Origin of the sequence: Pseudoalteromonas sp. PAB 2.2, from assembly GCF_001938575.1 — a bacterium.
GTDB classification, from domain to species: domain Bacteria; phylum Pseudomonadota; class Gammaproteobacteria; order Enterobacterales; family Alteromonadaceae; genus Pseudoalteromonas; species Pseudoalteromonas lipolytica.
In genome coordinates this window covers 183959-203987 of the sequence record NZ_LYPI01000008.1, presented here as the reverse complement: position 1 = coordinate 203987, position 20029 = coordinate 183959, and the positions used below count along the sequence as shown (strand labels likewise).

The 20029-nt window shown below is 40.7% G+C and carries 21 protein-coding genes and 1 tRNA gene; 8 read left to right on the top strand and 14 right to left on the bottom strand.

Going from position 1 to position 20029, the window contains the following annotated elements; all coding sequences use genetic code 11:
- Positions 1-10: 10 nt before the first annotated feature.
- On the bottom strand, positions 11-607 hold the full coding sequence (seqA, locus tag BWD47_RS04975) for a replication initiation negative regulator SeqA (protein WP_036968250.1): 597 nt from the start codon (positions 605-607) through the stop codon (positions 11-13).
- Positions 608-738: 131 nt separating this feature from the next.
- Between seqA and BWD47_RS04970 the strand changes: the two genes are divergently transcribed.
- The 5 genes from BWD47_RS04970 (at position 739) to fur (ending at position 3281) form a co-directional block, all read left to right on the top strand.
- Positions 739-1506, top strand: coding sequence for an alpha/beta fold hydrolase (locus BWD47_RS04970; RefSeq protein WP_075593544.1), 768 nt, complete (start codon positions 739-741; stop codon positions 1504-1506).
- A gap of 96 nt (positions 1507-1602) precedes the next feature.
- Positions 1603-1824, top strand: a complete 222-nt coding sequence (locus BWD47_RS04965; protein ID WP_036968243.1) for a DUF2788 domain-containing protein — start codon at positions 1603-1605, stop codon at positions 1822-1824.
- 2 nt (positions 1825-1826) lie between these two features.
- Positions 1827-2105, top strand: a complete 279-nt coding sequence (gene ybfE / locus BWD47_RS04960; protein WP_004586673.1) for a LexA regulated protein — start codon at positions 1827-1829, stop codon at positions 2103-2105.
- A gap of 14 nt (positions 2106-2119) precedes the next feature.
- The gene (fldA, locus tag BWD47_RS04955; protein ID WP_036968238.1) at positions 2120-2647 is read left to right on the top strand and encodes a flavodoxin FldA; all 528 of its coding nucleotides are present in this window, start codon (positions 2120-2122) and stop codon (positions 2645-2647) included.
- A 190-nt stretch (positions 2648-2837) separates the two neighbouring features.
- Positions 2838-3281 (top strand): ferric iron uptake transcriptional regulator, encoded by a 444-nt coding sequence (gene fur, locus BWD47_RS04950; RefSeq protein WP_036968236.1) that lies wholly within the window; start codon positions 2838-2840, stop codon positions 3279-3281.
- 62 nt (positions 3282-3343) lie between these two features.
- On the opposite strand, the gene BWD47_RS04945 is transcribed toward fur, so the two are convergent.
- From BWD47_RS04945 to BWD47_RS04915, 7 genes are all read right to left on the bottom strand, one after another.
- Positions 3344-3961 carry an FKBP-type peptidyl-prolyl cis-trans isomerase gene (locus tag BWD47_RS04945; RefSeq protein ID WP_036968233.1) on the bottom strand — a complete coding sequence of 206 codons (618 nt, stop codon included), beginning with the start codon at positions 3959-3961 and terminating at the stop codon, positions 3344-3346.
- A gap of 71 nt (positions 3962-4032) precedes the next feature.
- Complete coding sequence (locus BWD47_RS04940; protein WP_051501762.1) at positions 4033-4434, bottom strand: hypothetical protein; 402 nt, start codon at positions 4432-4434, stop codon at positions 4033-4035.
- Between the two features lie 53 nt (positions 4435-4487).
- Positions 4488-4578, bottom strand: a tRNA-Ser gene (locus tag BWD47_RS04935).
- A gap of 73 nt (positions 4579-4651) precedes the next feature.
- Positions 4652-5029, bottom strand: a complete 378-nt coding sequence (locus tag BWD47_RS04930; protein WP_036968230.1) for a hypothetical protein — start codon at positions 5027-5029, stop codon at positions 4652-4654.
- Between the two features lie 200 nt (positions 5030-5229).
- Positions 5230-5778 (bottom strand): NAD(P)H nitroreductase, encoded by a 549-nt coding sequence (locus BWD47_RS04925; RefSeq protein ID WP_075593543.1) that lies wholly within the window; start codon positions 5776-5778, stop codon positions 5230-5232.
- 61 nt (positions 5779-5839) lie between these two features.
- Positions 5840-6541: a DoxX family protein gene (locus BWD47_RS04920; protein ID WP_075593542.1), complete on the bottom strand. Its 702-nt coding sequence runs from the start codon at positions 6539-6541 to the stop codon at positions 5840-5842.
- 62 nt (positions 6542-6603) lie between these two features.
- Positions 6604-8565, bottom strand: a complete 1962-nt coding sequence (locus tag BWD47_RS04915; RefSeq protein ID WP_075593541.1) for an FAD-dependent oxidoreductase — start codon at positions 8563-8565, stop codon at positions 6604-6606.
- 198 nt (positions 8566-8763) lie between these two features.
- On the opposite strand from BWD47_RS04915, the gene sppA reads away from it, so the two are divergent.
- Positions 8764-10629: a signal peptide peptidase SppA gene (sppA, locus tag BWD47_RS04910; protein WP_075593540.1), complete on the top strand. Its 1866-nt coding sequence runs from the start codon at positions 8764-8766 to the stop codon at positions 10627-10629.
- Positions 10630-10687: 58 nt separating this feature from the next.
- Complete coding sequence (gene ansA, locus BWD47_RS04905; protein ID WP_036968216.1) at positions 10688-11698, top strand: asparaginase; 1011 nt, start codon at positions 10688-10690, stop codon at positions 11696-11698.
- A 70-nt stretch (positions 11699-11768) separates the two neighbouring features.
- On the opposite strand, the gene gndA is transcribed toward ansA, so the two are convergent.
- Positions 11769-13142 (bottom strand): NADP-dependent phosphogluconate dehydrogenase, encoded by a 1374-nt coding sequence (gndA, locus tag BWD47_RS04900; protein ID WP_075593539.1) that lies wholly within the window; start codon positions 13140-13142, stop codon positions 11769-11771.
- A 421-nt stretch (positions 13143-13563) separates the two neighbouring features.
- On the opposite strand from gndA, the gene pyk reads away from it, so the two are divergent.
- On the top strand, positions 13564-14997 hold the full coding sequence (gene pyk, locus BWD47_RS04895; RefSeq protein WP_075593538.1) for a pyruvate kinase: 1434 nt from the start codon (positions 13564-13566) through the stop codon (positions 14995-14997).
- Positions 14998-15060: 63 nt separating this feature from the next.
- Here pyk and BWD47_RS04890 read toward each other — a convergent pair whose 3' ends face one another.
- The 5 genes from BWD47_RS04890 to BWD47_RS04870 all read right to left on the bottom strand — a co-directional run bounded on the left by BWD47_RS04890 (position 15061) and on the right by BWD47_RS04870 (position 20029).
- Positions 15061-15885: a LytTR family DNA-binding domain-containing protein gene (locus BWD47_RS04890; protein WP_036968204.1), complete on the bottom strand. Its 825-nt coding sequence runs from the start codon at positions 15883-15885 to the stop codon at positions 15061-15063.
- Positions 15882-16955 (bottom strand): sensor histidine kinase, encoded by a 1074-nt coding sequence (locus BWD47_RS04885; protein ID WP_036968201.1) that lies wholly within the window; start codon positions 16953-16955, stop codon positions 15882-15884. Before BWD47_RS04885 ends, BWD47_RS04890 begins: the two co-directional genes overlap by 4 nt.
- Before the next feature lie 155 nt (positions 16956-17110).
- On the bottom strand, positions 17111-18667 hold the full coding sequence (locus tag BWD47_RS04880) for a SulP family inorganic anion transporter (RefSeq protein ID WP_036968200.1): 1557 nt from the start codon (positions 18665-18667) through the stop codon (positions 17111-17113).
- Between the two features lie 164 nt (positions 18668-18831).
- On the bottom strand, positions 18832-19290 hold the full coding sequence (locus tag BWD47_RS04875) for an Lrp/AsnC family transcriptional regulator (protein ID WP_036968198.1): 459 nt from the start codon (positions 19288-19290) through the stop codon (positions 18832-18834).
- Positions 19291-19387: 97 nt separating this feature from the next.
- Positions 19388-20029 carry an MBL fold metallo-hydrolase gene (locus tag BWD47_RS04870; protein ID WP_036968195.1) on the bottom strand — a complete coding sequence of 214 codons (642 nt, stop codon included), beginning with the start codon at positions 20027-20029 and terminating at the stop codon, positions 19388-19390.

Here is a 20029-nt window from a genome sequence, read left to right as displayed (position 1 = left end):
TCCTTATTGATTATAAGTAATCACGAATCTTTTCTGCTTCATCAGCCGTGTAACCAAGGCACAAGGCGACTTCATGAAGCATCATTTTTTTACGCGTAGTATTAGAGTTTGTCATCACCCAGTATTCTGTATCAGTGATGTTTTTCGGGTTCATACTGCTGCCACTTTCAAGTAACGCTTCTTTACTTGTGGCAAAATAAACGCGGTCACGTCCTTTAATTTCAAGCACGTTAACAAAATCGTCTTTATGTGTTCTGTACAAAGCAGCCAAAATAAATAAGAAACGGCCGACAACGCCTTTTTGCATCGCTAGCTCTTCTTTATTAAGCACATTGAATACATTACCTTTAGCGTATGTCGTTGCTGTGACAGCTGGTTGGCTTTTTGATTCAGGCGCTGCTGATTCTGTGTGTTGTTCCGTGTCTTCTTCTGATTCAACAACGCTGATTTCTTGTTCAGTGTTTGTCGTCGTTGAATGACTGGTCGTTAAAGTGCCATCAGAAAGGTTTAATAAACGACGCAAAATGGTTGATGCACTTTCACCAATACTTTGCGTATTACTCGCGATGTATTGATATAACTCGTCGTCTATGTCGATTTTTTTCATGTTATTCCTGTCTTTACGGGTCACATTTTAAAAGTTCGCAATGATTATACCTAAGCTCGCAGCAATTCTCTATGTTTTGCAATTTGTTATTTCACTAGGCAAAATAGCGCCACTTAAAATAGGAGCTAAAAATGCTATTAAATTACCAGCAAAGCGGCCAAGGTTCGCATGTTGTTTTGATCCACGGATTATTTGGTTCGCTAGAAAACTTAAATGTCATCGCGAAAGCACTGTCAGAAAATTACACAGTGACCAATATCGATTTACGTAATCATGGTAAATCATTCCACAATGATAGCATGAACTACACGGTAATGGCTGCCGATGTTTTAGAGTTACTGAACCATTTAAATATCAATAAAGCACATATTGTTGGCCATTCAATGGGCGGTAAAGTGGCTATGCAATTAGCACTTAGCTACCCAGAACGCGTTGAAAAACTAGTGGTTATGGATATTTCGCCAGTGGCTAACAAACCTCGCCATGGCGCTATTTTCAAAGGTTTGAACGACGTTGCTAATTCTGCCGTTACAGATAGAAAAGCAGCCGACGAAATACTTGCCAAACAGATTCCCGAGCTTGGCGTACGCCAATTCTTATTAAAAAGTTTTGCCAAAAATGAACAAGGCCAGTATCAGTGGCGGTTTAACTTAGCTGTTTTAGACCAACAATATGAAAATATTTTAGCACAACTTGATGAAAATGATTCTTGTTTATGTGATACTTTATTCATTAAAGGGAATGATTCAGACTATATTTTAGCTGAACATCGCCCTGTTATTATGGCGTTATTTCCAAATTCAAAGGCAAAAATAATTCATGGTGCGGGTCATTGGCTTCATGCTCAAAAACCGCTTGCTGTAAATAAAGCAATCAGTGATTTTTTAGCCTCGAATTAACGTCGATAAAATTCACTGTTTTTGATCGTACGCACTAAATTAATACGATTTTGTGTGGTATAGTACGCGCCGTTTAATTTGAAGGTTTATACGTTGATGGTCAGTCAGTTAATTAACGAATTTGATACCTTAGGGTTGTATTTTGGCTTAGCCGGCATTTTCTTTTTTATTGGTATGGCAATTCAAGACGTACTAAAGAAAGGTGACGTGCCCCGATTTGGCCGATACATCGTTTGGTTAGTGCTATTTTTAGGCTGCTCTGGTTTTATAGCAAAAGGACTTATTCAAGTCTTCTGGCAAGGCGCAGGTGTAGGCTAGGCATGGCAAAGTCAGAAACAGATAGAACAACACCCGATTTATTTGAATACGAAAAGCGTCCTGGTAGACCAAAAACAAATCCCCTACCACGTGACATGCAGTTGAAAGTCAACAAACGTAATCAAATAAAACGAGACAAAGCACGTGGTTTAAAGCGTGTAGAATTTAAGGTTTCATCACAGTTATATCAAGCACTAAGCGATATGGCCGATGCGCAGAATATTAGCCGTAGCGCGTTGATTGAAACAATTTTACAAGAAAGATTGGCTATTGATAGATAGAAGGTTTTAAATCCATGTCAAGCGTAGGTATTTTTTTCGGAAGCGATACAGGCAATACTGAACACGTAGCAAAAATGATTCAGAAAGAATTAGGTAAAAAGCTCGTTGCTGTTCACGATATTGCAAAAAGTTCTAAAGAAGAGATTGCTGAATTCGATTTATTGTTATTCGGTATCCCCACTTGGTACTATGGCGAAGCGCAATGTGACTGGGATGATTTTTTCCCTGAGTTAGAAGAAGTAGACTTCGATGGTAAACTTGTTGCTATTTTTGGTTGCGGTGACCAAGAAGACTATGCTGAGTATTTCTTAGATGCGATGGGCATGATCAACGATATCGTTACTGAACGTGGTGCTATAGTTGTGGGTCACTGGCCTACTGAAGGTTACGACTTCGAAGCCTCAAAAGCGGTCATTGATGATAATCACTTTGTAGGCCTAGGCATTGATGAAGACCGTCAGCCAGAACTTACTGAAAAGCGTGTTAAAGAGTGGTGTGCTCAAGTTTATGAAGAAATGTGTTTAGCAGAACTTGCTGATTAATAACAAGTACTACTCGCATTTACTAGCTGATGTAAAGATGCACAACCAGTTCATTTTTGTCTAAAAAATCGGCAATTAAACGAATTGTTCTTTGCACTTAGTAACTAGGCACGTTATTCTAATATTTGCTAATGTGTCGTGTGCATCTTTATGATGCCTAGTATAAATAAATAAAATTGAGACAGATTTAATGACTGATCACAACTTGGAATTAAAAAAAGCAGGGTTAAAAGTAACACTGCCGCGTATTAAAATTTTAGAGATTCTACAATCTCCAGACAACCAACACATCAGCGCTGAAGATGTCTATAAAATTCTGTTAGACATTGGCGAAGAGATTGGTCTTGCAACTGTCTATCGTGTTTTAAACCAATTCGACGATGCAGGTATTGTATCTCGTCATCATTTTGAAGGTGGCAAGTCAGTTTTTGAATTATCGGGTAGTACTCACCACGACCACTTAGTGTGTTTAAAATGTGGTAAAGTTGTTGAGTTCGAAGATGATACGATTGAACGTCGCCAAGAAGAAATCGCAAAAGAGAACGGTATTAAACTAACAAACCACTCTCTTTACCTTTATGGTGAATGCGAAGACACTGCTAAGTGCAAAGAGTTCGCTGAATCAAATAGTTAAAATTTGATTTAGACATAAAAAAACCTGCATTAAGCAGGTTTTTTTATGTCTGTAGAAATTAATTAGATAATTTCTAGTAACTCAACATCAAAGATTAATGTTGAGAAAGGTGCGATTGCAGCACCTGCGCCACGCTCACCATAGGCAAGTTCGTGTGGTACGTATAAACGCCATTTTGAACCAGTACCCATCATTTGTACCGCTTCAGTCCAGCCTTTGATAACACCGCTTACTGGGAATTCAGCAGGTTGACCACGCTCATAAGAGCTGTCAAAAACAGTACCGTTAATTAATGTACCGTGGTAATGAGCACGAATTGTAGACTCAGCAGTTGGCTTTTCACCCTCACCCGCTGTTAATACTTCGTACTGTAAGCCTGATTCAGTTACCGTAATTTCTGGACGTTTTGCATTTTCTTCTAAGAACGCAACACCTTCAGCAGCAAGTACTTTAGCTTCTTCTTCACGACGAGCTTGGATTTCTGCATTGATTTTTTCGAAAGCAGCTTGAATTGCAGGGATCTCAACTTGGAAATCACTTCCTGCGTATGCGTCTTTCATACCTTCAAAAACTGAGTTTAGGTTTAAACCTTCAAAAGGGTTAGCTTTAAGTTGCTCACCCATTTGTAAACCAATACCGTAGCTTGCTTTTTCAGCGTCTGTTGTAAAAATATCTGACATGTTTAAATTCACGTTTATTAGTTAAAAGATGCATTTATACTAACATAAAAAAACAACGAATAATGCTTAGTTTACTGCGTTTGCTCAGTGTTTAAACTAATTCGCTGCTTTATTTTTTCAATGACAAAGGTTGACGTTGGTAAACTTAAGATCATTGCGACAATAAAATACACATCCATCAATCCTGCTTTACCGAGTATAACAAGTGGCACAATTAACAAGCCAACTGATGCGATATACAGTGCAGCTATAACAGGCCAATGCTTATCATATTTTCCAATTAAGTGACCAACCAGCACATTAAAACCGATGCCATAAGCAATCGATGTGAGTAAACCATGCTCTGGCTTTGCATCATGTGCCATAGCAACTAGAACATTCACGCCGCTATGATAAAAATAAGAAAAAACACTCCAAAGCAGAATATGTTTTATAAGGTGTTTAAAAGTAGACGAAGACTCGCTTGTTGACATGACTTATCTCCAGATAGCAAAAAACCGCCCTGTAGGCGGTTTTTTAAAAATAATGGTGGAGAGATAGGGATTTGAACCCTAGAGGGGCTACAAACCCCTGCCGGTTTTCAAGACCGGTGCATTCGACCACTCTGCCATCTCTCCGTACGGCGCGCATAATAGTGCTTACAGCTTTCATTGTAAAGACTTAACTGTAAAAAAGCCTAAAAAATTTAAATCAATAATATTGCTTTGGTCTGCGGGCAATCCATGAACAAATTAAACAGACGAATAAACTGATTAGTGCAAAGCCGAGCGTCTGAACAATAATGTCTATTTTATTCATGTTGTGATTTGGCACAATCACCAGTAAAAAGGCCGGTAGACTGCTAAACGTTAAAACATAACAACAGACTTTAAACGCACGCCCAAAATCAAAACGTTTTGTACTGTGCATCCACCAGGTAAGTAGAAACAAAACACCGACCGCTGATAAACCTAAAAACTGAGGTGCTTTTGTCGAGAGTGCAACAAACAAAGTGATCACTGCACCAACAATGCCCCAAAGAGACCAAGCGAACCAATTTTCTTTTTCACGTAAAAATAAGTTTCCCATTTTTCTCGTCTTCTTTATCGTTATTTTTCTAAGACTATCCATACGTTAACAAAAAACAACCGATTAAAAAACATACTGAAGAAGAATAATTAAGTTTTTGCATCCAAGCGCTTCTTACAGCAAAGCCACAACTTGAAAAAAAGTAACATAAGCAAGCTTAATCAGGTATGACTCTTGTGATGCTAAAAAGTTCCCTTAACTTACAGTTTCTCAAAAAAAGTGTCTGGTTTATGACGAATGGGCTTTTTAATATCTACCTCAGGTGTGCCTATATACAAGTAGCCGACAATTTCATCCTCTGATTTGCAACCAAGCGCGTGTTTAACAGTCGGACTTTGCGCAAAGTAGCCTGTGCGCCAAATGCCACCTAATCCCTGAGCAAATGCAGCTTGTTGCATTGCTAACACAGCGCACCCAGCACTTTGCACCTGCTCTATGCGCGGTACTTTTGGGTTTTCTTTTACATCGGCAATTGCGATTATCACCATAGGTGCTCTGAGGGGGAGCTCTTTTGCCCGCTCAATTACGCGGTCATCTTGCTGCTCTTCGATAGCGGCTTGGTGATAGATCTTACCTAATTTATGGCGTGCTTCGCCTTCCACCACGATAAAACGCCACGGCGCAATGCAACCATGATCGGGAACTTTAATCGCAGCGCGCTGAATAATTGAAAGCTGTTCTTCTGTTGGACCCGGTGAAATTAAACGTGGATCTGACTGTCGTGTTTGTAAAAGCGTTAAAGCGTCCATTATTATTCCGTAAATTCTTAAATACGATGCCCGTTAATACAGGCAATAAAATGTAAGCTTATCATTTAACTTCATTATCAATAAAGCGATTACGGTACTTTCTGCTAAACCAGTAATCGAGACTGACATAGCGTCCCCCGCCTGTAAAGAATAGGCTTAACAGCATCGCAAAATAAATAACAGAAAACTCCATTCCGTTATTTAAAATCACAGGGCGCCCTGTTTCATATAAATAATCAGTAAAACCGTGGGTTTCTAATAAGTCGCGCATTTTTGTTAAGCGCTCAGCTGCCGTTGAGGAGTTGTCTAGGCTTGCTTGTGCACCTGGTATTTGTAGCCAGCTTAATACTCTTGCAGGACTGGTACTGGCATCTGTAGGCGTGACAGCAAACCAGCCATTATCACCGTGTACGCTAGTCGCAGCCACACACATCGTAATCATTAATGGAATAGCTGTAAGACGTGTAAACAGCCCCAAAAATAGCAGTATACCGCCAAGAAACTCTGCCCATGCGGCCAAAAATGCCAGTAGTGCAGGCATCGGTAAACCTAAGCCCCATTCTTTGTTACCAAACCATGTAACGATGTCATCAGATGCGAGAAAATATTGGTAAAAATGCGAAACATCTCCGCTCAACGCTAACTTGTTAAATCCAGCGATTATCATCACCGGCGCTAAGATTAAGCGAAAAAGTAAAGCGGGTATCCCCTGTAAACACTGCAGACGTTTGAAGATTGTTTGATAGGTATGTGTAATGTGCATAGCGGTCTCATGACTAAAATAGATTAATCAATAAGACCGCTAACAATGTGGTTATCTTTCAGTTAGATTTTGCGTGCGACTTGCAATGCTTCAAAAATAGCGCGTTTTGCATCAATGGCCGCGGCCAGTTTTGCACCACCTATCACATGCACTTTTGCGTTTTCAGCCTCAGCTGCAAATGGTTCACTGTTAGACACCTGACCAATACAGGCAATCACTGTATCAACATCAAGTATCTGTTCCTCACCCTTTACGGTAATCTTTAACCCTTGGTTATCAAAACTGATGTACTGGCAGTCAGCAATTTGTTTAACACCATGCTGTTTTGCTACTTGGCGGTGGATCCAACCCGTCGTTTTACCCAGCTCACTGCCAAAGCGACCTGAGCTTCGTTTTAGCATATAAATTTGGCGATTATCTTTGTGAGGTTGTGGCTCACACTCTATTCCCCATTGAGTTTTAAACTCTTCAATGGTTTGATCTTTATGCTCACTTAAAAAGGCCACCATATCGAAACCGATACCTCCAGCGCCTAATATCGCAATTTTTTCACCCAGTTCAACCTCACCTCTAATCACTTCATCGTAGGCAAAAACACGCTTACCATCAGCACATTCAATTTTAGCTTCACGAGGTCTAACACCGGTCGCAAAAACAACATCATCGTATTGATTTAGCATGTTATCTGAAAACTCAGTGCCCAATTTTAATTCAACATTTAAACGCTTAAGTTCATTAGTGAAATAATTTAGCGTGTGATTAAAATCTTCTTTTCCGGGTATTTGCATGGCTAAATTAAACTGGCCGCCCATTTGCTCTTTACGCTCAATGAGCGTTACTTTGTGCCCTTTTTGCGCCAAATAGCAACTCGCAGCAAGGCCAGCTGGTCCTGCACCTACCACTAACACTAAACGTGATGACGCGGCTTTTTCTAGGCTATATTCAAGCTCAAATGCAGCTTGAGGGTTCACTAAACAGGTCGCACGTTTATTTTTAAATACGTGGTCTAAACAACCCTGATTACAACCAATACAAATATTTATCTGCTCAGTTTTATTATTTACGTATTTATTAAAAAACTCAGGATCAGCTAAAAGTGGTCTTGCCATCGAAATAAGGTCTGACTCTCCTGCCGCTAAAATACTATTAGCAATCTGTGGGGTGTTAATACGGTTTACCGCAACCACAGGAACTGAGACCGTGTCTTTTAAACGTTTTGACGCCTCTTTAAATGCGCCAGGTGGAACCATACTGGCAATCGTTGGAACGCGAGCCTCATGCCAACCTATACCTGTATTAAAGATATCAACGCCGGCTTCTTCAAGCGCCAAAGCTTGTTGCTTTACTTCATCAGGAGTAGAACCGTCAGGAACTAAGTCCATCACTGATAAACGAAAAATAATAATAAATTTTTCACTGACTTTTGCGCGTACTGCTTTCACTATTTCAACAGCTAGGCGCATTCGGTTTTCTAAGCTACCACCATAAGCATCATTTCGCTTATTAGTATGATTCGCCATAAACTCATTAATTAAGTAGCCTTCTGAGCCCATGATCTCAACACCATCGTAGCCCGCCTTTTCGGCTAAGCGCGCTGAGCTTGCAAAATCTTTTATGGTTTTTTTAATGGCACCAAGCGACATCGCCTTTGGTTTGTATGGGTTTATTGGCGCTTTAATCGCACTAGGAGCATGATTAAATGGATGGTAGGCATAACGCCCTGCATGCAAAATCTGTAAACAAATTTTCCCACCATGCTGGTGTACTGCTTCAGTGTAAGCACGGTGTTTAACAACGTCATAATATGAGCTAAACGTTGATGCAAATGGAGTAAGTTTACCGCGTAAATTCGGACTATACCCGCCGGTAATAATTAAGCCTGTGCCTCCTTTAGCACGTGCTTCATAAAATGCGCGTAACCGTTTACGATTATGCCAGCCTTCTTCAAGACCAGTGTGCATTGAGCCCATAACCAAACGATTACGAAGTTCGGTATGCGGTAATTGTAATTTTTGTTCTAACATTGTCTGCCCCGTTAACTGGTCGAACCTCTGTAATGTTTAGATTCTGCGGTAATAACCCAGAATAATCAACTTTTAGCGAGTAATTAAATGTCGCAATTTCTCGTTTTAAACACTCTGTTACTATTTAACAGTTAAATTTCAGATTATTCTAAGCTAAGATGGGATTACTACTAAGCTGTACTGAATTAAGGAATTATTTTGCTAGCAAAGATATTTAAAGGCATATGGACTGGGATAAACTTTTCCCGCCGTTTGGTTCTAAACCTATTATTTTTAATACTAGTAATACTCTTTATTGTCGCTATTACTAGCGAAGAAGACAAAGTTAAAGTCGCGGATAGAACCGTACTGCGCCTAAACTTAAATGGCCCTATCGTTGAAGAGAAAACCTATGTTGACCCTGTAGAAGCAGCCATTAATGATGCGACTATGGGCAAAGAAGCACCTTCAGAGATTTTGCTTGATGATATTATTGAAGTTATCAACCAAGCTGCAAAAGATGACCGTATCTCTGTTATGTTGCTTGATCTTCAAAAAATGCCAAGCGCGCATATCAATAAGCTTAAACAAATAACAAAAGCGATTGATGAGTTCAAAGACGCTGGTAAACAAGTTATTGCTACAGGCTATTACTACACTCAAGCACAGTACTATATTGCAGCACATGCCAATGAAGTGTCTATGCACCCTTATGGTGGTGTAAGCATTGAAGGTTACGGCATGTTCCCGCTTTATTTTAAAGAAGCCCTTGAAAAGCTAAAAGTAACACAGCACATTTTCCGTGTAGGTACGTACAAGTCAGCAGTTGAACCATTTATTCGTAATGATATGTCAGATGCAGCAAAAGAAGCTAACCAAGTATGGTTAACTGCACTTTGGAACGAATATAAGTCAGATGTTGCCGCTTCTCGTCCATTTGATGAAAGTAACTTTGACGAAGATATGGATGTTTACCTTGCAAAAATGCAAGCAGTGGATGGAAATTCAGGTGACTATGCCTTAAACAATCAATGGGTTGATTCACTAAAAACATCTCAACAAATTCGCCAGCAACTTATTGACCTAGTCGGTACAGAAGAAACAGGTAAAACATTTAAGCAAGTGAGCTTCCGTGAATATTTATCGCTGGTTAAACCTCCTATCGAATTTGATAACCCTATTACCGAAAAAGTAGCGGTAGTTGTTGCAAAAGGCACGATTGTTGATGGTGAACGTAAAGCCGGTGAAATTGGCGGTGATTCTACCGCAGCCCTACTTCGCAAAGCGCGCTTAGATGATAAAGTAAAAGCTGTGGTTCTGCGTATTGACTCTGGCGGTGGTAGCATGTTTGCCTCTGAGGTTATTCGTGCTGAAGTTCTGGCACTTAAAGCCGCAGGAAAACCGGTTATTGCGTCAATGAGTTCTGTTGCGGCCTCGGGGGGGTATTGGATTGCCTCTGCTGCAAATGAGATTTGGGCAGCGCCAAGTACGATTACAGGTTCAATCGGTGTTTTTGGTACTTTTATGACATTTGAAAACACCATGGCTGAGTTAGGTATCTATTCAGATGGTGTTGCAACCACTGATTTAGCAGGCTTCTCTATTGCTCGCTCACTGGATGAAAAAATGGCCGACATCATTCAACTCAGTGTAGAAAATGCCTACAAACGCTTCTTAAACGTTGTAGCCGAAGCACGAAATATGACTCCTGAGCAAGTTGATAAAATTGCCCAAGGGCGTGTGTGGATTGCAACTCAGGCGAAAGAGCTTGGCTTAGTTGATAAACTAGGTGACAAACAAGATGCGATTGAAGCGGCAGCAGAACTTGCAAAATTAAAGCATTACGATGTTAAAACCATCAAGCAATCTTTAACACCCCAAGAGCAAATGCTACAGGATATTTTTGGCACCGCTGCTGTACAAGCATTCTTAGCTAAGTCGCAGTCTTCTGACTCTGTGCTTGCAACACAAGCTAACTTACAAAGCCTTGTTAAGCAGTTGAGTAGTGAAATTGATAATTTAAAAGATTACAACGACCCACAAGGTGTCTATGCACGCTGTTTAGTGTGTAATGTAATTCAATAAGTTACTAACTAACGCGATTTTAGGTATACTAAGCCCAGTTAATTTACTGGGCTTTTTTATGAAACGTAAACGTATATATATCGCCTATACAGGCGGCACAATCGGGATGAAAAAATCGAGCCGGGGCTATGTTCCTGCTGAAGGCTTTTTAACCGAAACAGTGGTCAACAATGCTGAGTTTAATCGTGATGAAATGCCTTTATTTGATATTCACGAATACTGCCCTTTGATTGATTCATCCGATATGTCACCGGCACATTGGCAACTTATTGCTGACGATATCAAAAGTAAATACCAAGACTATGATGGCTTTGTCGTATTACATGGCACTGACACAATGGCCTACACGGCATCGGCTTTATCGTTTATGTTTGAAAATTTGACCAAACCCGTGATTGTCACAGGCTCACAAATTCCTTTGTCACAGCTTCGCTCTGATGGTCAAGTCAATTTACTAAACGCCATGTATTTAGCAGCGAATTACCCTATTGCTGAAGTCAGTCTGTTTTTCAATAACCAACTGTTCCGTGGTAATAGAGCAACAAAAGCTCACGCAGATGGTTTTGACGCATTTGCTTCACCTAACCTTGAACCGTTAGCGTTATCAGGTATCAATATACAATTAATCAAGGGGCAATTGAGCCCGTATGTCGATAACGAACTGCAAGTATCTAACATTACTCCACAACCAATTGGCGTGCTGTATTTATATCCGGGGATCAGTCCTGAGGTTGTAAAAAGCTTGGTTAACGATAACATTAAAGCGCTTGTATTATTAAGCTTTGGCGTTGGCAATGCACCACAAGACCCTGCCTTTCTAGACATCCTCAATGAGGCTAGTAAGCGTGGCATGGTGATTGTTAATCTTACCCAGTGTTTAAAAGGACATGTCAACATGGGCGGGTATGCCACCGGTAATGCATTACTCAACTGTGGTGTTATCAGTGGCTATGACATGACTTTAGAAGCCTGTTTAACAAAGTTACATTACTTATTTAGCCAAAAGCTTGAAGTTGAAACAGTGCGCCATCTTATGCAAGACAACCTACGTGGCGAGTTGAGTCGATAAAATTAACGTTTTAGATATTAAAAAGGCACCGTACGGTGCCTTTTTTCATGATGGTGAGTAATTCAACTCATTAACGGACTTTTTCGTCAATATCGACTAAATCAGTTAAATGGCAAACTTCACCACTGTGTGTTTTGATACCGTGCTCACCGAAGTAATCACGCTGTGCCTGAACCAAATGTCCATTGCTTGGTGTTGTAAGTGTTGCAATATACGTTTGTGTTGCAGTTAACACAGGGAATGCAAGACCAGAAGCAACTGCCGCCCCTGTCACTTTACGAAGTGCAGCTGATTCACGCTGCATAGAATCAATAAACTCTACGCCTTCAGCAACATTATCTAAGTAATCGGCACGAATAATACAACCCGCTCGCCACGTTTGTAACGTTTTAGCAAGATCAACTTTCCATTGGTGCGCACGTGATGCACCTTTGATAAGCGCAAGACCTTGACGGTAAGCCAGTAAACTTGCCAACGTAAACGCGTCTTTTAATTCTTCTAGGTCTAACTCAACAGTGTTAGTTGCTTTGGCTGCATAGGTCATTTCTTTTGCAGCATGCGTATCACATGTATTTGTTAAATGGCGAGCTTGTACCGCAGCAACCAGTGAAGGCACTGCAATGCCTAACTCAAGCGCATTTTGTGCTGTCCATAATCCAGTGCCTTTGGCCCCAACTTTATTGTCAATTAAGTCAACTAAAGGCTCACCTTCAGTTGTTTCAAGGCTAAGAATATGACTAGAGATTGATAGTAGGTAGCTATTTAATGTTCCTTCAGACCAATCATTAAAAATGTCGGCAACTTCTTTTGGCGTGCGATTAGTGCCCAAACGAAGCAGTTGATACATTTCTGCAATAAGCTGCATCAACGCATATTCGATACCGTTGTGCACCATTTTTACAAAGTGACCGCTTGCAGATTGCCCTACACGCGCAAAACACGACTCACCCTTATAACTTGCTGCAACTTTTTCAAACCACGGCTCAACACGCTCCCAGCCGCCTTCTGAGCCACTGGCCATCATTGCAGGACCATGGCGTGCGCCTTCGGCACCCCCTGAGATCCCCATTGTGGCGAATTCAAATTTATTTTGGAACTTAAGTTTACGGCTAATACCATCTTTATAGTTACTATTGCCGCAATCGACGATGATGTCATCACACTCGACGCCTGCTTCCGCAAGCTCAGTACATACTTTATCAACCAATTCACCAGCAGGAACTAAAAGTAAAATTGAACGAGGCGGCTCTAAACGTCTAACCATATCATTTAAATCAGACACAATATGTAAACGGTCTGCCAATCCGAGTGCTTTCGCACAGCTTAGTAACTCAGCACCCGCATCAGGGTTCTTATCGTACGCTACTAATGTCAGCCCTTTTTCAATCAGGTTGAGGGCAAGATTTTTACCCATAACGCCTAACCCTACTAATGCAACTTGCATTTAGTGTCCTCCTCGGTAACAACTATTGGTTAGTTAATCAAAATAAATACGCGCGCATTATACCCAAGCAGCCCAAAAATGCGAGCATCCAAGCCAACTTGGTAAAAATCAGTGTGTTTAAAAGCGACGTTGTTCAAATTATATCAAAATAACGCAGGCATCGGACCAGATTTTTATAATACCCATTTAAAAGTTAAGTGTATTGACGCTACCTGACACCGGTGTCATAATATCGTCATTCAATTTTTGTATTATGATTCAATAATACATGGATTCAGATACTCATAGTTAAAAAACACATTTTTACCTATGAGTTCTACACCGTGCCGTTGTATAAGCCCATTAGCAAGGCTTTTAGCACGACTTTTTAATAGTAAACCATCAATTCGCTTAACATCGATTAAGCGCACAGGAGAATTTGATGCTAAGACGCACAAAAATTGTTGCGACACTTGGACCGGCAACCGATCGCGATAACAACCTAGAAAAAATTATTCGTGCAGGTGCAAATGTTGTTCGTTTGAACTTCTCACATGGCGTTGCTCAAGATCACAAAGACCGTGCTCAAGCTGTACGCGATATAGCAAAGCGTTTAGGCAAGCACGTTGCAATACTTGCTGATTTACAAGGTCCTAAGATTCGCGTTTCTACATTTAAAGATGGCAAAGTAAACTTAGAAGTAGGTGCTAAATTTACGCTAGACGCAAAAATGGAAAAAGACCAAGGCGACGTAAACGCTGTGGGTATTGACTACAAAGAATTACCAAACGATGTAAAATCAGGTGATTTGCTACTGTTAAATGATGGCTTAATTCAACTTACTGTCGACTCTGTTGAAGGTGAATTAGTGCATACCACAGTCACTGTGGGTGGCGTGCTTTCGAACAATAAAGGCATCAACCGTTTAGGCGGTGGTCTAACGGCCCCTGCTTTCACCGAGAAAGACAAAGAAGATTTAATCACAGCAACCGAAATTGGTGTTGACTATATTGCGGTTTCTTTCCCACGCAGTGGTGATGACATGCGCTATGTACGTTCACTAGCCGAAGCAGCAGGTTCAAACGCGCAATTGTTAGCTAAAATTGAACGTGCAGAAGCGGTTGAAACCGTTGAAGCAATTGATGATATCGTCCTAGCTTCTGATGCTGTAATGGTGGCGCGTGGTGATTTAGGTGTTGAAATTGGTGATGCTGCCCTTGTGGGTAAGCAAAAGCTTATTATTAGACGCGCTCGCTCATTAAACCGTACAGTAGTAACGGCAACGCAAATGATGGAATCAATGATCGATAACCCAATGCCAACACGTGCAGAAGTTATGGACGTTGCCAACGCAGTGCTTGATGGGACTGACGCTGTTATGTTATCAGCAGAAACAGCGGCAGGTGACTACCCAGAAGAGACTGTCGCAACCATGGCGCGTGTATGTTTAGGTGCCGAGTCACAAAAAGAAACGCACGTCTCTAAACACCGTTTAGATAGCCGTTTTTCTTCTAACGCTGAATCTATTGCACTTTCAGCCATGTATGCTGCTAACCACCTTGACTCAGTGAAAGCGATTATCACACTGACTGAATCTGGTAGCACGGCTAAACTTATGTCGCGTATCAGCTCTGGTTTACCTATTTATTCGCTGTCTCGTCATGCAAGTACATTAGGTCAAACAGCACTTTATCGTGGCGTTTACCCTGTATACTTTGACTCAACTAAATGTGAAAAAGACAACATGGTTCGTGATGCGTTAAACACGCTTGTTGAGCAAGGCTCTTTAGCCACAGGTGACACTGTAATATTAACTCACGGTGACGCTATGGAAACCATTGGTGCAACTAACACGATGAAAATTGTGACGGTTTAAAAACCAATATAACGAAAAAAGGCGCAAAATTAATTTTGCGCCTTTTTTGTTTAAAATAGCGTATCAGCTTGCCAGTGCTGCTTTTACTTTATCACGATAACTGCGGCTTACTTTTAACTCTTGGCCATTATCGAGCACTAATAAGTACTCACCGCTGACTTGAGTAACAAGTTTGCTGATTTGTTTTGTATTAACAATCGCACTGCGATGTACTCGCACAAATAACTGGGGATCAAGCTCTTGCTCAAGCTCTTTCATTGTTTTGCGTAAGATATGTGTTTGCCCATCTTGGCAATGTAAACACATGTAATCACCAGCAGCGTCAACCCATTGAATAGTAACAACAGGCACACGGACTATTTCACCCTGCTCTTTTACAGCCAGTGACTCCGGATAACGACGGTCGGCTAAGCTATCACCTGTGGCCAGCTTTTTTAAAATCTCTTCGCAATTATTGCCTGTTATACCCGCGACAAAACTCGCTAGTTTTTTCTTATGGGCGTTATCTTGTTGCGTCTTTAAATAGGTATGCACTTTCTCTACCGCCTGTTTTAGTCTGTTGTCATCGACTGGTTTAAGAATATAATCCAATGCATGAATCTCGAATGCTTTTACAGCAAACTGATCAAACGCCGTTACAAATACAATTGCAGGTAAAGGGTTCACACTTTCGCTTAACGCACGTGCTACTTCAAAACCATTCATATTTGGCATTTGAATATCTAAAAAAACTAATTGGATGTTACCACTAAGGCATTCATCTATTGCCTCTTGACCATTGCTACATAAACGAATGACTTCTATGTCGTCAAACTCAGAGAGTCGAACCGCTAAGCCTTTCCTAGCTAATGGTTCATCATCAACGATCAAAGTTCTAATTTTGCTCATTTCTTAACAGCCTTTTCAAACGGAACACGCAGATTAACTTTTAATCCACTTGGCGAATTGTCAGAGAGTACAAACGAATAGTTGTTCTCATAAAGTGTTTTTAATCGGTCCTTTGTATTTGCTATGCCAACGCCTTGAGAATTAACCAGTTGACCATCTATTAACTCAGTACCAGGACCATTATCGCCTACTTCCAATAATAGTTCATTTGCAAAAACTTGTGCTTTAATATCAATCACTCCCCCCTCATTAAGCTGCGCTATCGCATACTTGATTGAGTTTTCAATAATGGGCTGGAGGATCAAACTCGGTACTAATGCCTCTTTCGCTTGCTCGCTAACATCAACATTGACCTGTAGACGCTCATCAAAACGTACTTTTTCAATCTCTAAATATAGCATGAGTGCGTGTATTTCTTGCTCTAGAGGCACCTTTTTAATGGGATCAGTATTGAGTGTGTAGCGTAAGAAGTCACTTAATTTAGAGACCATTAAATTCGCATCTTTATTCTCTTTCACCAAAATTAAGGTTGATATTGCATTCAGTGTATTAAATAAAAAGTGCGGATTAAGTTGGTAGCGCAGCATTTTTAACTGTGCTTCGTGCGCCATTGTTGTTGCTTTTAAGGCTTTTTGACGCTCACTTTGCAGTAGTTGGTAATACTTTATACCAAAATACAAACCACTCCAGCACAGAATAATATAGACAGAGTCTAATCCTTGCTGAAAATAATAAAACCATTCATTCGGCCGGTAACCGTGTCGATAAATTTCCCATAAGTTGAATTTTTGAACGACCGCCCATAACGTACCCGTGATATAGGATGCCCCAAACACAACCAGCATAAGAACCCATGGCGATGCATTCCAAACTTTGCGATACATATAACGCAGTGGTACTGTCATTAAACACCCTGCATAGGCGTTTAATACAATAACAAATACGTAAATATCACGCATTTCAAATACTTTTGAGCCGATATAATTCACCAACGCGTAGCCTATCCAGCCTGCTATTTGCAAAACCCAGAAGAAGCGTTGTCGATTATCAACTAATGATTGCCAATTCAAAATATCAAGTTACCTTTCGTCGTTATTTTTATTATACCGATAGTCACTCATGCAAAGCACTGCCACCTATCTTAATTTTTAATAGCCTTACCGCATTCTACAGGCATTAAAAAAGCGAAGACTTTGACGGCCTTCGCTTTTTAATCGGCAATTTATTACGCCAATTTATCAGAGGCTACTTTGTATTTAGGATCCTCAATCACGTTAACCTCGACAAGATCGCGTGCTTTATGAAGCAACTGAATACAATCTGGGCTTAAATGACGTAAATGTAATTTTTTACCCGCTTTAGCATACTTATCGGCTAAACTATCAATGGCTTCAATCGCACTGTGATCTGCCACTCGGCTATGTTTAAACTCAATAATGACGTCTTGGGGATCACTTTTTACATCGAATAATTCGGCAAAGTTTTTCACCGAGCCAAAAAACAGTGGGCCATGCAATTCATACACTTTTGAGCCTTCTTGGTCGATATAGTTACTTGTATAAATGTGTTTAGCATGCTGCCAAGCAAATACCAGTGCAGACACAATCACACCTACGCACACAGCAATAGCAAGGTCAGTGGCAACAGTCACACCAGACACTAATACAATCACAAATGCATCAGACTTAGGCACGCGCTTCATCATTTTAAAGCTTGCCCATTCAAATGTGCCCAGTACCACCATGAACATTACACCAACCAGTGCCGCCAGCGGGATCATTTCGATTAAGCCTGCTGCAAAAATAATGAATGCCAATAGGAGTAAGGCCGCGCTAATACCTGATAAACGTGAGCGACCACCCGAGTTAATGTTAATCATTGATTGGCCAATCATTGCACACCCGCCCATTGCACCAAAGAAACCACAGGTTACATTAGCAGCACCTTGACCAATACACTCTTTATTACTGTGGCCACGCGTTTCTGTAATTTCATCTATAAGCGTGAGTGTTAACAATGATTCAATTAAGCCAATTGCCGCTAGAATTAATGCATACGGAAAAATTATTTTTAACGTTTCAAGGGTAAATGGCACCATTGGAATATGGAATTGCGGCAGACCGCCTGCAATAGTTGCTTGCTCGTTACCCGTCATCCCTTTTAAGAAATCAAGCACAGTGCGTGCTTCAAGGTCAAAACCAATCACAATACCCGTGACTGTCACAATAGCAACTAATGATGAAGGTACCGCGGTAGTTAGCTTAGGTAAAAAGTGAATAATCGCCATTGTTAACGCGACTAAACCAAGCATTATGTAGAGCGCTTGACCTTCCATCCACTGTTGGCCGCCCATACCATCTGGCACTTTAAATTGACCTAGTTGGGCTAAGAAAATAACGATAGCAAGACCATTCACAAAGCCTAACATGACGGGGTGAGGTACCATGCGAATAAACTTACCAAGCTTAAATATACCTGCGAGGATCTGTAATATCCCCATCAATAATACCGTCGCAAATAGATATTCAACGCCATGGTCTAATACTAAACTTACCATTACGACGGCTAATGCGCCGGTTGCACCTGATATCATTCCAGGGCGACCACCAAAAATAGCCGTAATCAAACCAACAATAAATGCGGCATATAGGCCTACTAAAGGCTCTACATTAGCAACGAAAGCAAAAGCAACGGCTTCTGGCACCAATGCCAGTGCGACTGTCAGGCCTGATAATATATCGTTTTTAGCAGAGCTTGGCGCTTTGCTGAGTAAGTTAAACATTAAGATCCTCTTTCAAGTGTATGCATTTTGGCAAGGCGCAGAATTCTAGCAAAAACTGCCTACGTTAACAATCAGCAACAACCGTAAACACACAGACAACAAAACGGTTAGCACGCAAAAGCACTAACCGTTTGTCAATAAAAAGCTAAATGAAGAAGGTATAATTAAAGAGGTAAAGATGTACTTCGCTTCACACAAGTCATCGTCACATTTGAGTGTACTTCTTGCACAAACTCAAGATTTAGAAGGTTATCGCGAACAAACTGCTCATACCCTTCAATTCCTTTAGAAATAATGCGCAGCATAAAGTCCATAGTACCCGCCATGCTATAGCACTCGGTCACTTCGTCGTAGCTCATGATTAAACGTTCAAATTCAGCTAAGTTTGTTCTGCCATGATTTGATAAGCGAACATGTGCATAAACCAACATATCAAAGCCAAGCTTTTTCTCATCAAGTAAAGCAACTTTACCTTTGATATAACCATCTTGTTCAAGTTTAGCGATACGACGCCAACAAGGAGATTGAGATAAACCAACTTTATCGGCAATTTCTGCCGTTGATAAGCTAGCATCCTGCTGTAATAATGCCAAAATTTGGCGATCTACTTGGTTTAGAGACATTTTATTTCTTTTTCTTTAAAAATACTGAGTAAATTATATAACTGATTTGAATGTCAGTCTGCCTATTTTCTATTATTTATGCGAAAAAAATGCAATTTTAGCCAAAGCGTCCACTAATAAATGGATTCGTTTTTCGCTCATGCCCTACGGTAGTGTTTGGACCATGACCAGGTAAAATGGCAACTTCATCTGCAAACGATAAAATTTCTGATTTAATTGATGCAAGCAGCTGCGCACTATCGCCTTTTGGAAAGTCTGTGCGCCCTACTGAACCTTGAAAAATAACATCTCCGACGATGACCTGCTGTGTCTCGTCATCATAAAAGACCACGTGCCCTGGCGTATGGCCTGGACAATGGCGCACCGATAACTGACTATTACCCACGCTAATCACATCGCCATGGTTTAACCACTGTGTTGGATAAAAAGGTGAAATGGGTGCAAATCCGAACATTTGAGCTTGCATTGGCAGTGAATCAAACCAAAACTTGTCGTCAATGTGTGGACCAATGATGTCAACATTAAACTTATCGGCAAGCTGTTTAGCCGCACCAACATGATCTAAATGACCATGGGTTAGATAAATTGCAATTAATTCACAACCAAGTGAGGCAAGCTGAGCGCATAATTTTTCAGCATCACCGCCAGGGTCAACTAATGCTGCTTTATTCGTCTGCTGGCAAATAATTATGCGGCAGTTTTGTGCAAACCCCGTCACAGGGACTGTAATGACTTTCAT

Excerpts from the sequence above, each read along its gene's own strand:
- ybfE (WP_004586673.1), top strand. The coding sequence starts at position 1,827 with ATGGCAAAGTCAGAAACAGATAGAACAACACCCGATTTATTTGAATAC.
- BWD47_RS04890 (WP_036968204.1), bottom strand. The coding sequence starts at position 15,885 with ATGAGCAAAATTAGAACTTTGATCGTTGATGATGAACCATTAGCTAGG.
- BWD47_RS04870 (WP_036968195.1), bottom strand. The coding sequence starts at position 20,029 with ATGAAAGTCATTACAGTCCCTGTGACGGGGTTTGCACAAAACTGCCGC.
- fur (WP_036968236.1), top strand. The coding sequence starts at position 2,838 with ATGACTGATCACAACTTGGAATTAAAAAAAGCAGGGTTAAAAGTAACA.
- BWD47_RS04880 (WP_036968200.1), bottom strand. The coding sequence starts at position 18,667 with ATGTTTAACTTACTCAGCAAAGCGCCAAGCTCTGCTAAAAACGATATA.
- BWD47_RS04930 (WP_036968230.1), bottom strand. The coding sequence starts at position 5,029 with ATGGGAAACTTATTTTTACGTGAAAAAGAAAATTGGTTCGCTTGGTCT.
- BWD47_RS04915 (WP_075593541.1), bottom strand. The coding sequence starts at position 8,565 with ATGTTAGAACAAAAATTACAATTACCGCATACCGAACTTCGTAATCGT.
- BWD47_RS04965 (WP_036968243.1), top strand. The coding sequence starts at position 1,603 with ATGGTCAGTCAGTTAATTAACGAATTTGATACCTTAGGGTTGTATTTT.
- BWD47_RS04945 (WP_036968233.1), bottom strand. The coding sequence starts at position 3,961 with ATGTCAGATATTTTTACAACAGACGCTGAAAAAGCAAGCTACGGTATT.
- ansA (WP_036968216.1), top strand. The coding sequence starts at position 10,688 with ATGAAACGTAAACGTATATATATCGCCTATACAGGCGGCACAATCGGG.
- BWD47_RS04925 (WP_075593543.1), bottom strand. The coding sequence starts at position 5,778 with ATGGACGCTTTAACGCTTTTACAAACACGACAGTCAGATCCACGTTTA.
- pyk (WP_075593538.1), top strand. The coding sequence starts at position 13,564 with ATGCTAAGACGCACAAAAATTGTTGCGACACTTGGACCGGCAACCGAT.
- fldA (WP_036968238.1), top strand. The coding sequence starts at position 2,120 with ATGTCAAGCGTAGGTATTTTTTTCGGAAGCGATACAGGCAATACTGAA.
- BWD47_RS04875 (WP_036968198.1), bottom strand. The coding sequence starts at position 19,290 with ATGTCTCTAAACCAAGTAGATCGCCAAATTTTGGCATTATTACAGCAG.
- seqA (WP_036968250.1), bottom strand. The coding sequence starts at position 607 with ATGAAAAAAATCGACATAGACGACGAGTTATATCAATACATCGCGAGT.
- BWD47_RS04970 (WP_075593544.1), top strand. The coding sequence starts at position 739 with ATGCTATTAAATTACCAGCAAAGCGGCCAAGGTTCGCATGTTGTTTTG.
- gndA (WP_075593539.1), bottom strand. The coding sequence starts at position 13,142 with ATGCAAGTTGCATTAGTAGGGTTAGGCGTTATGGGTAAAAATCTTGCC.
- BWD47_RS04940 (WP_051501762.1), bottom strand. The coding sequence starts at position 4,434 with ATGTCAACAAGCGAGTCTTCGTCTACTTTTAAACACCTTATAAAACAT.
- BWD47_RS04920 (WP_075593542.1), bottom strand. The coding sequence starts at position 6,541 with ATGCACATTACACATACCTATCAAACAATCTTCAAACGTCTGCAGTGT.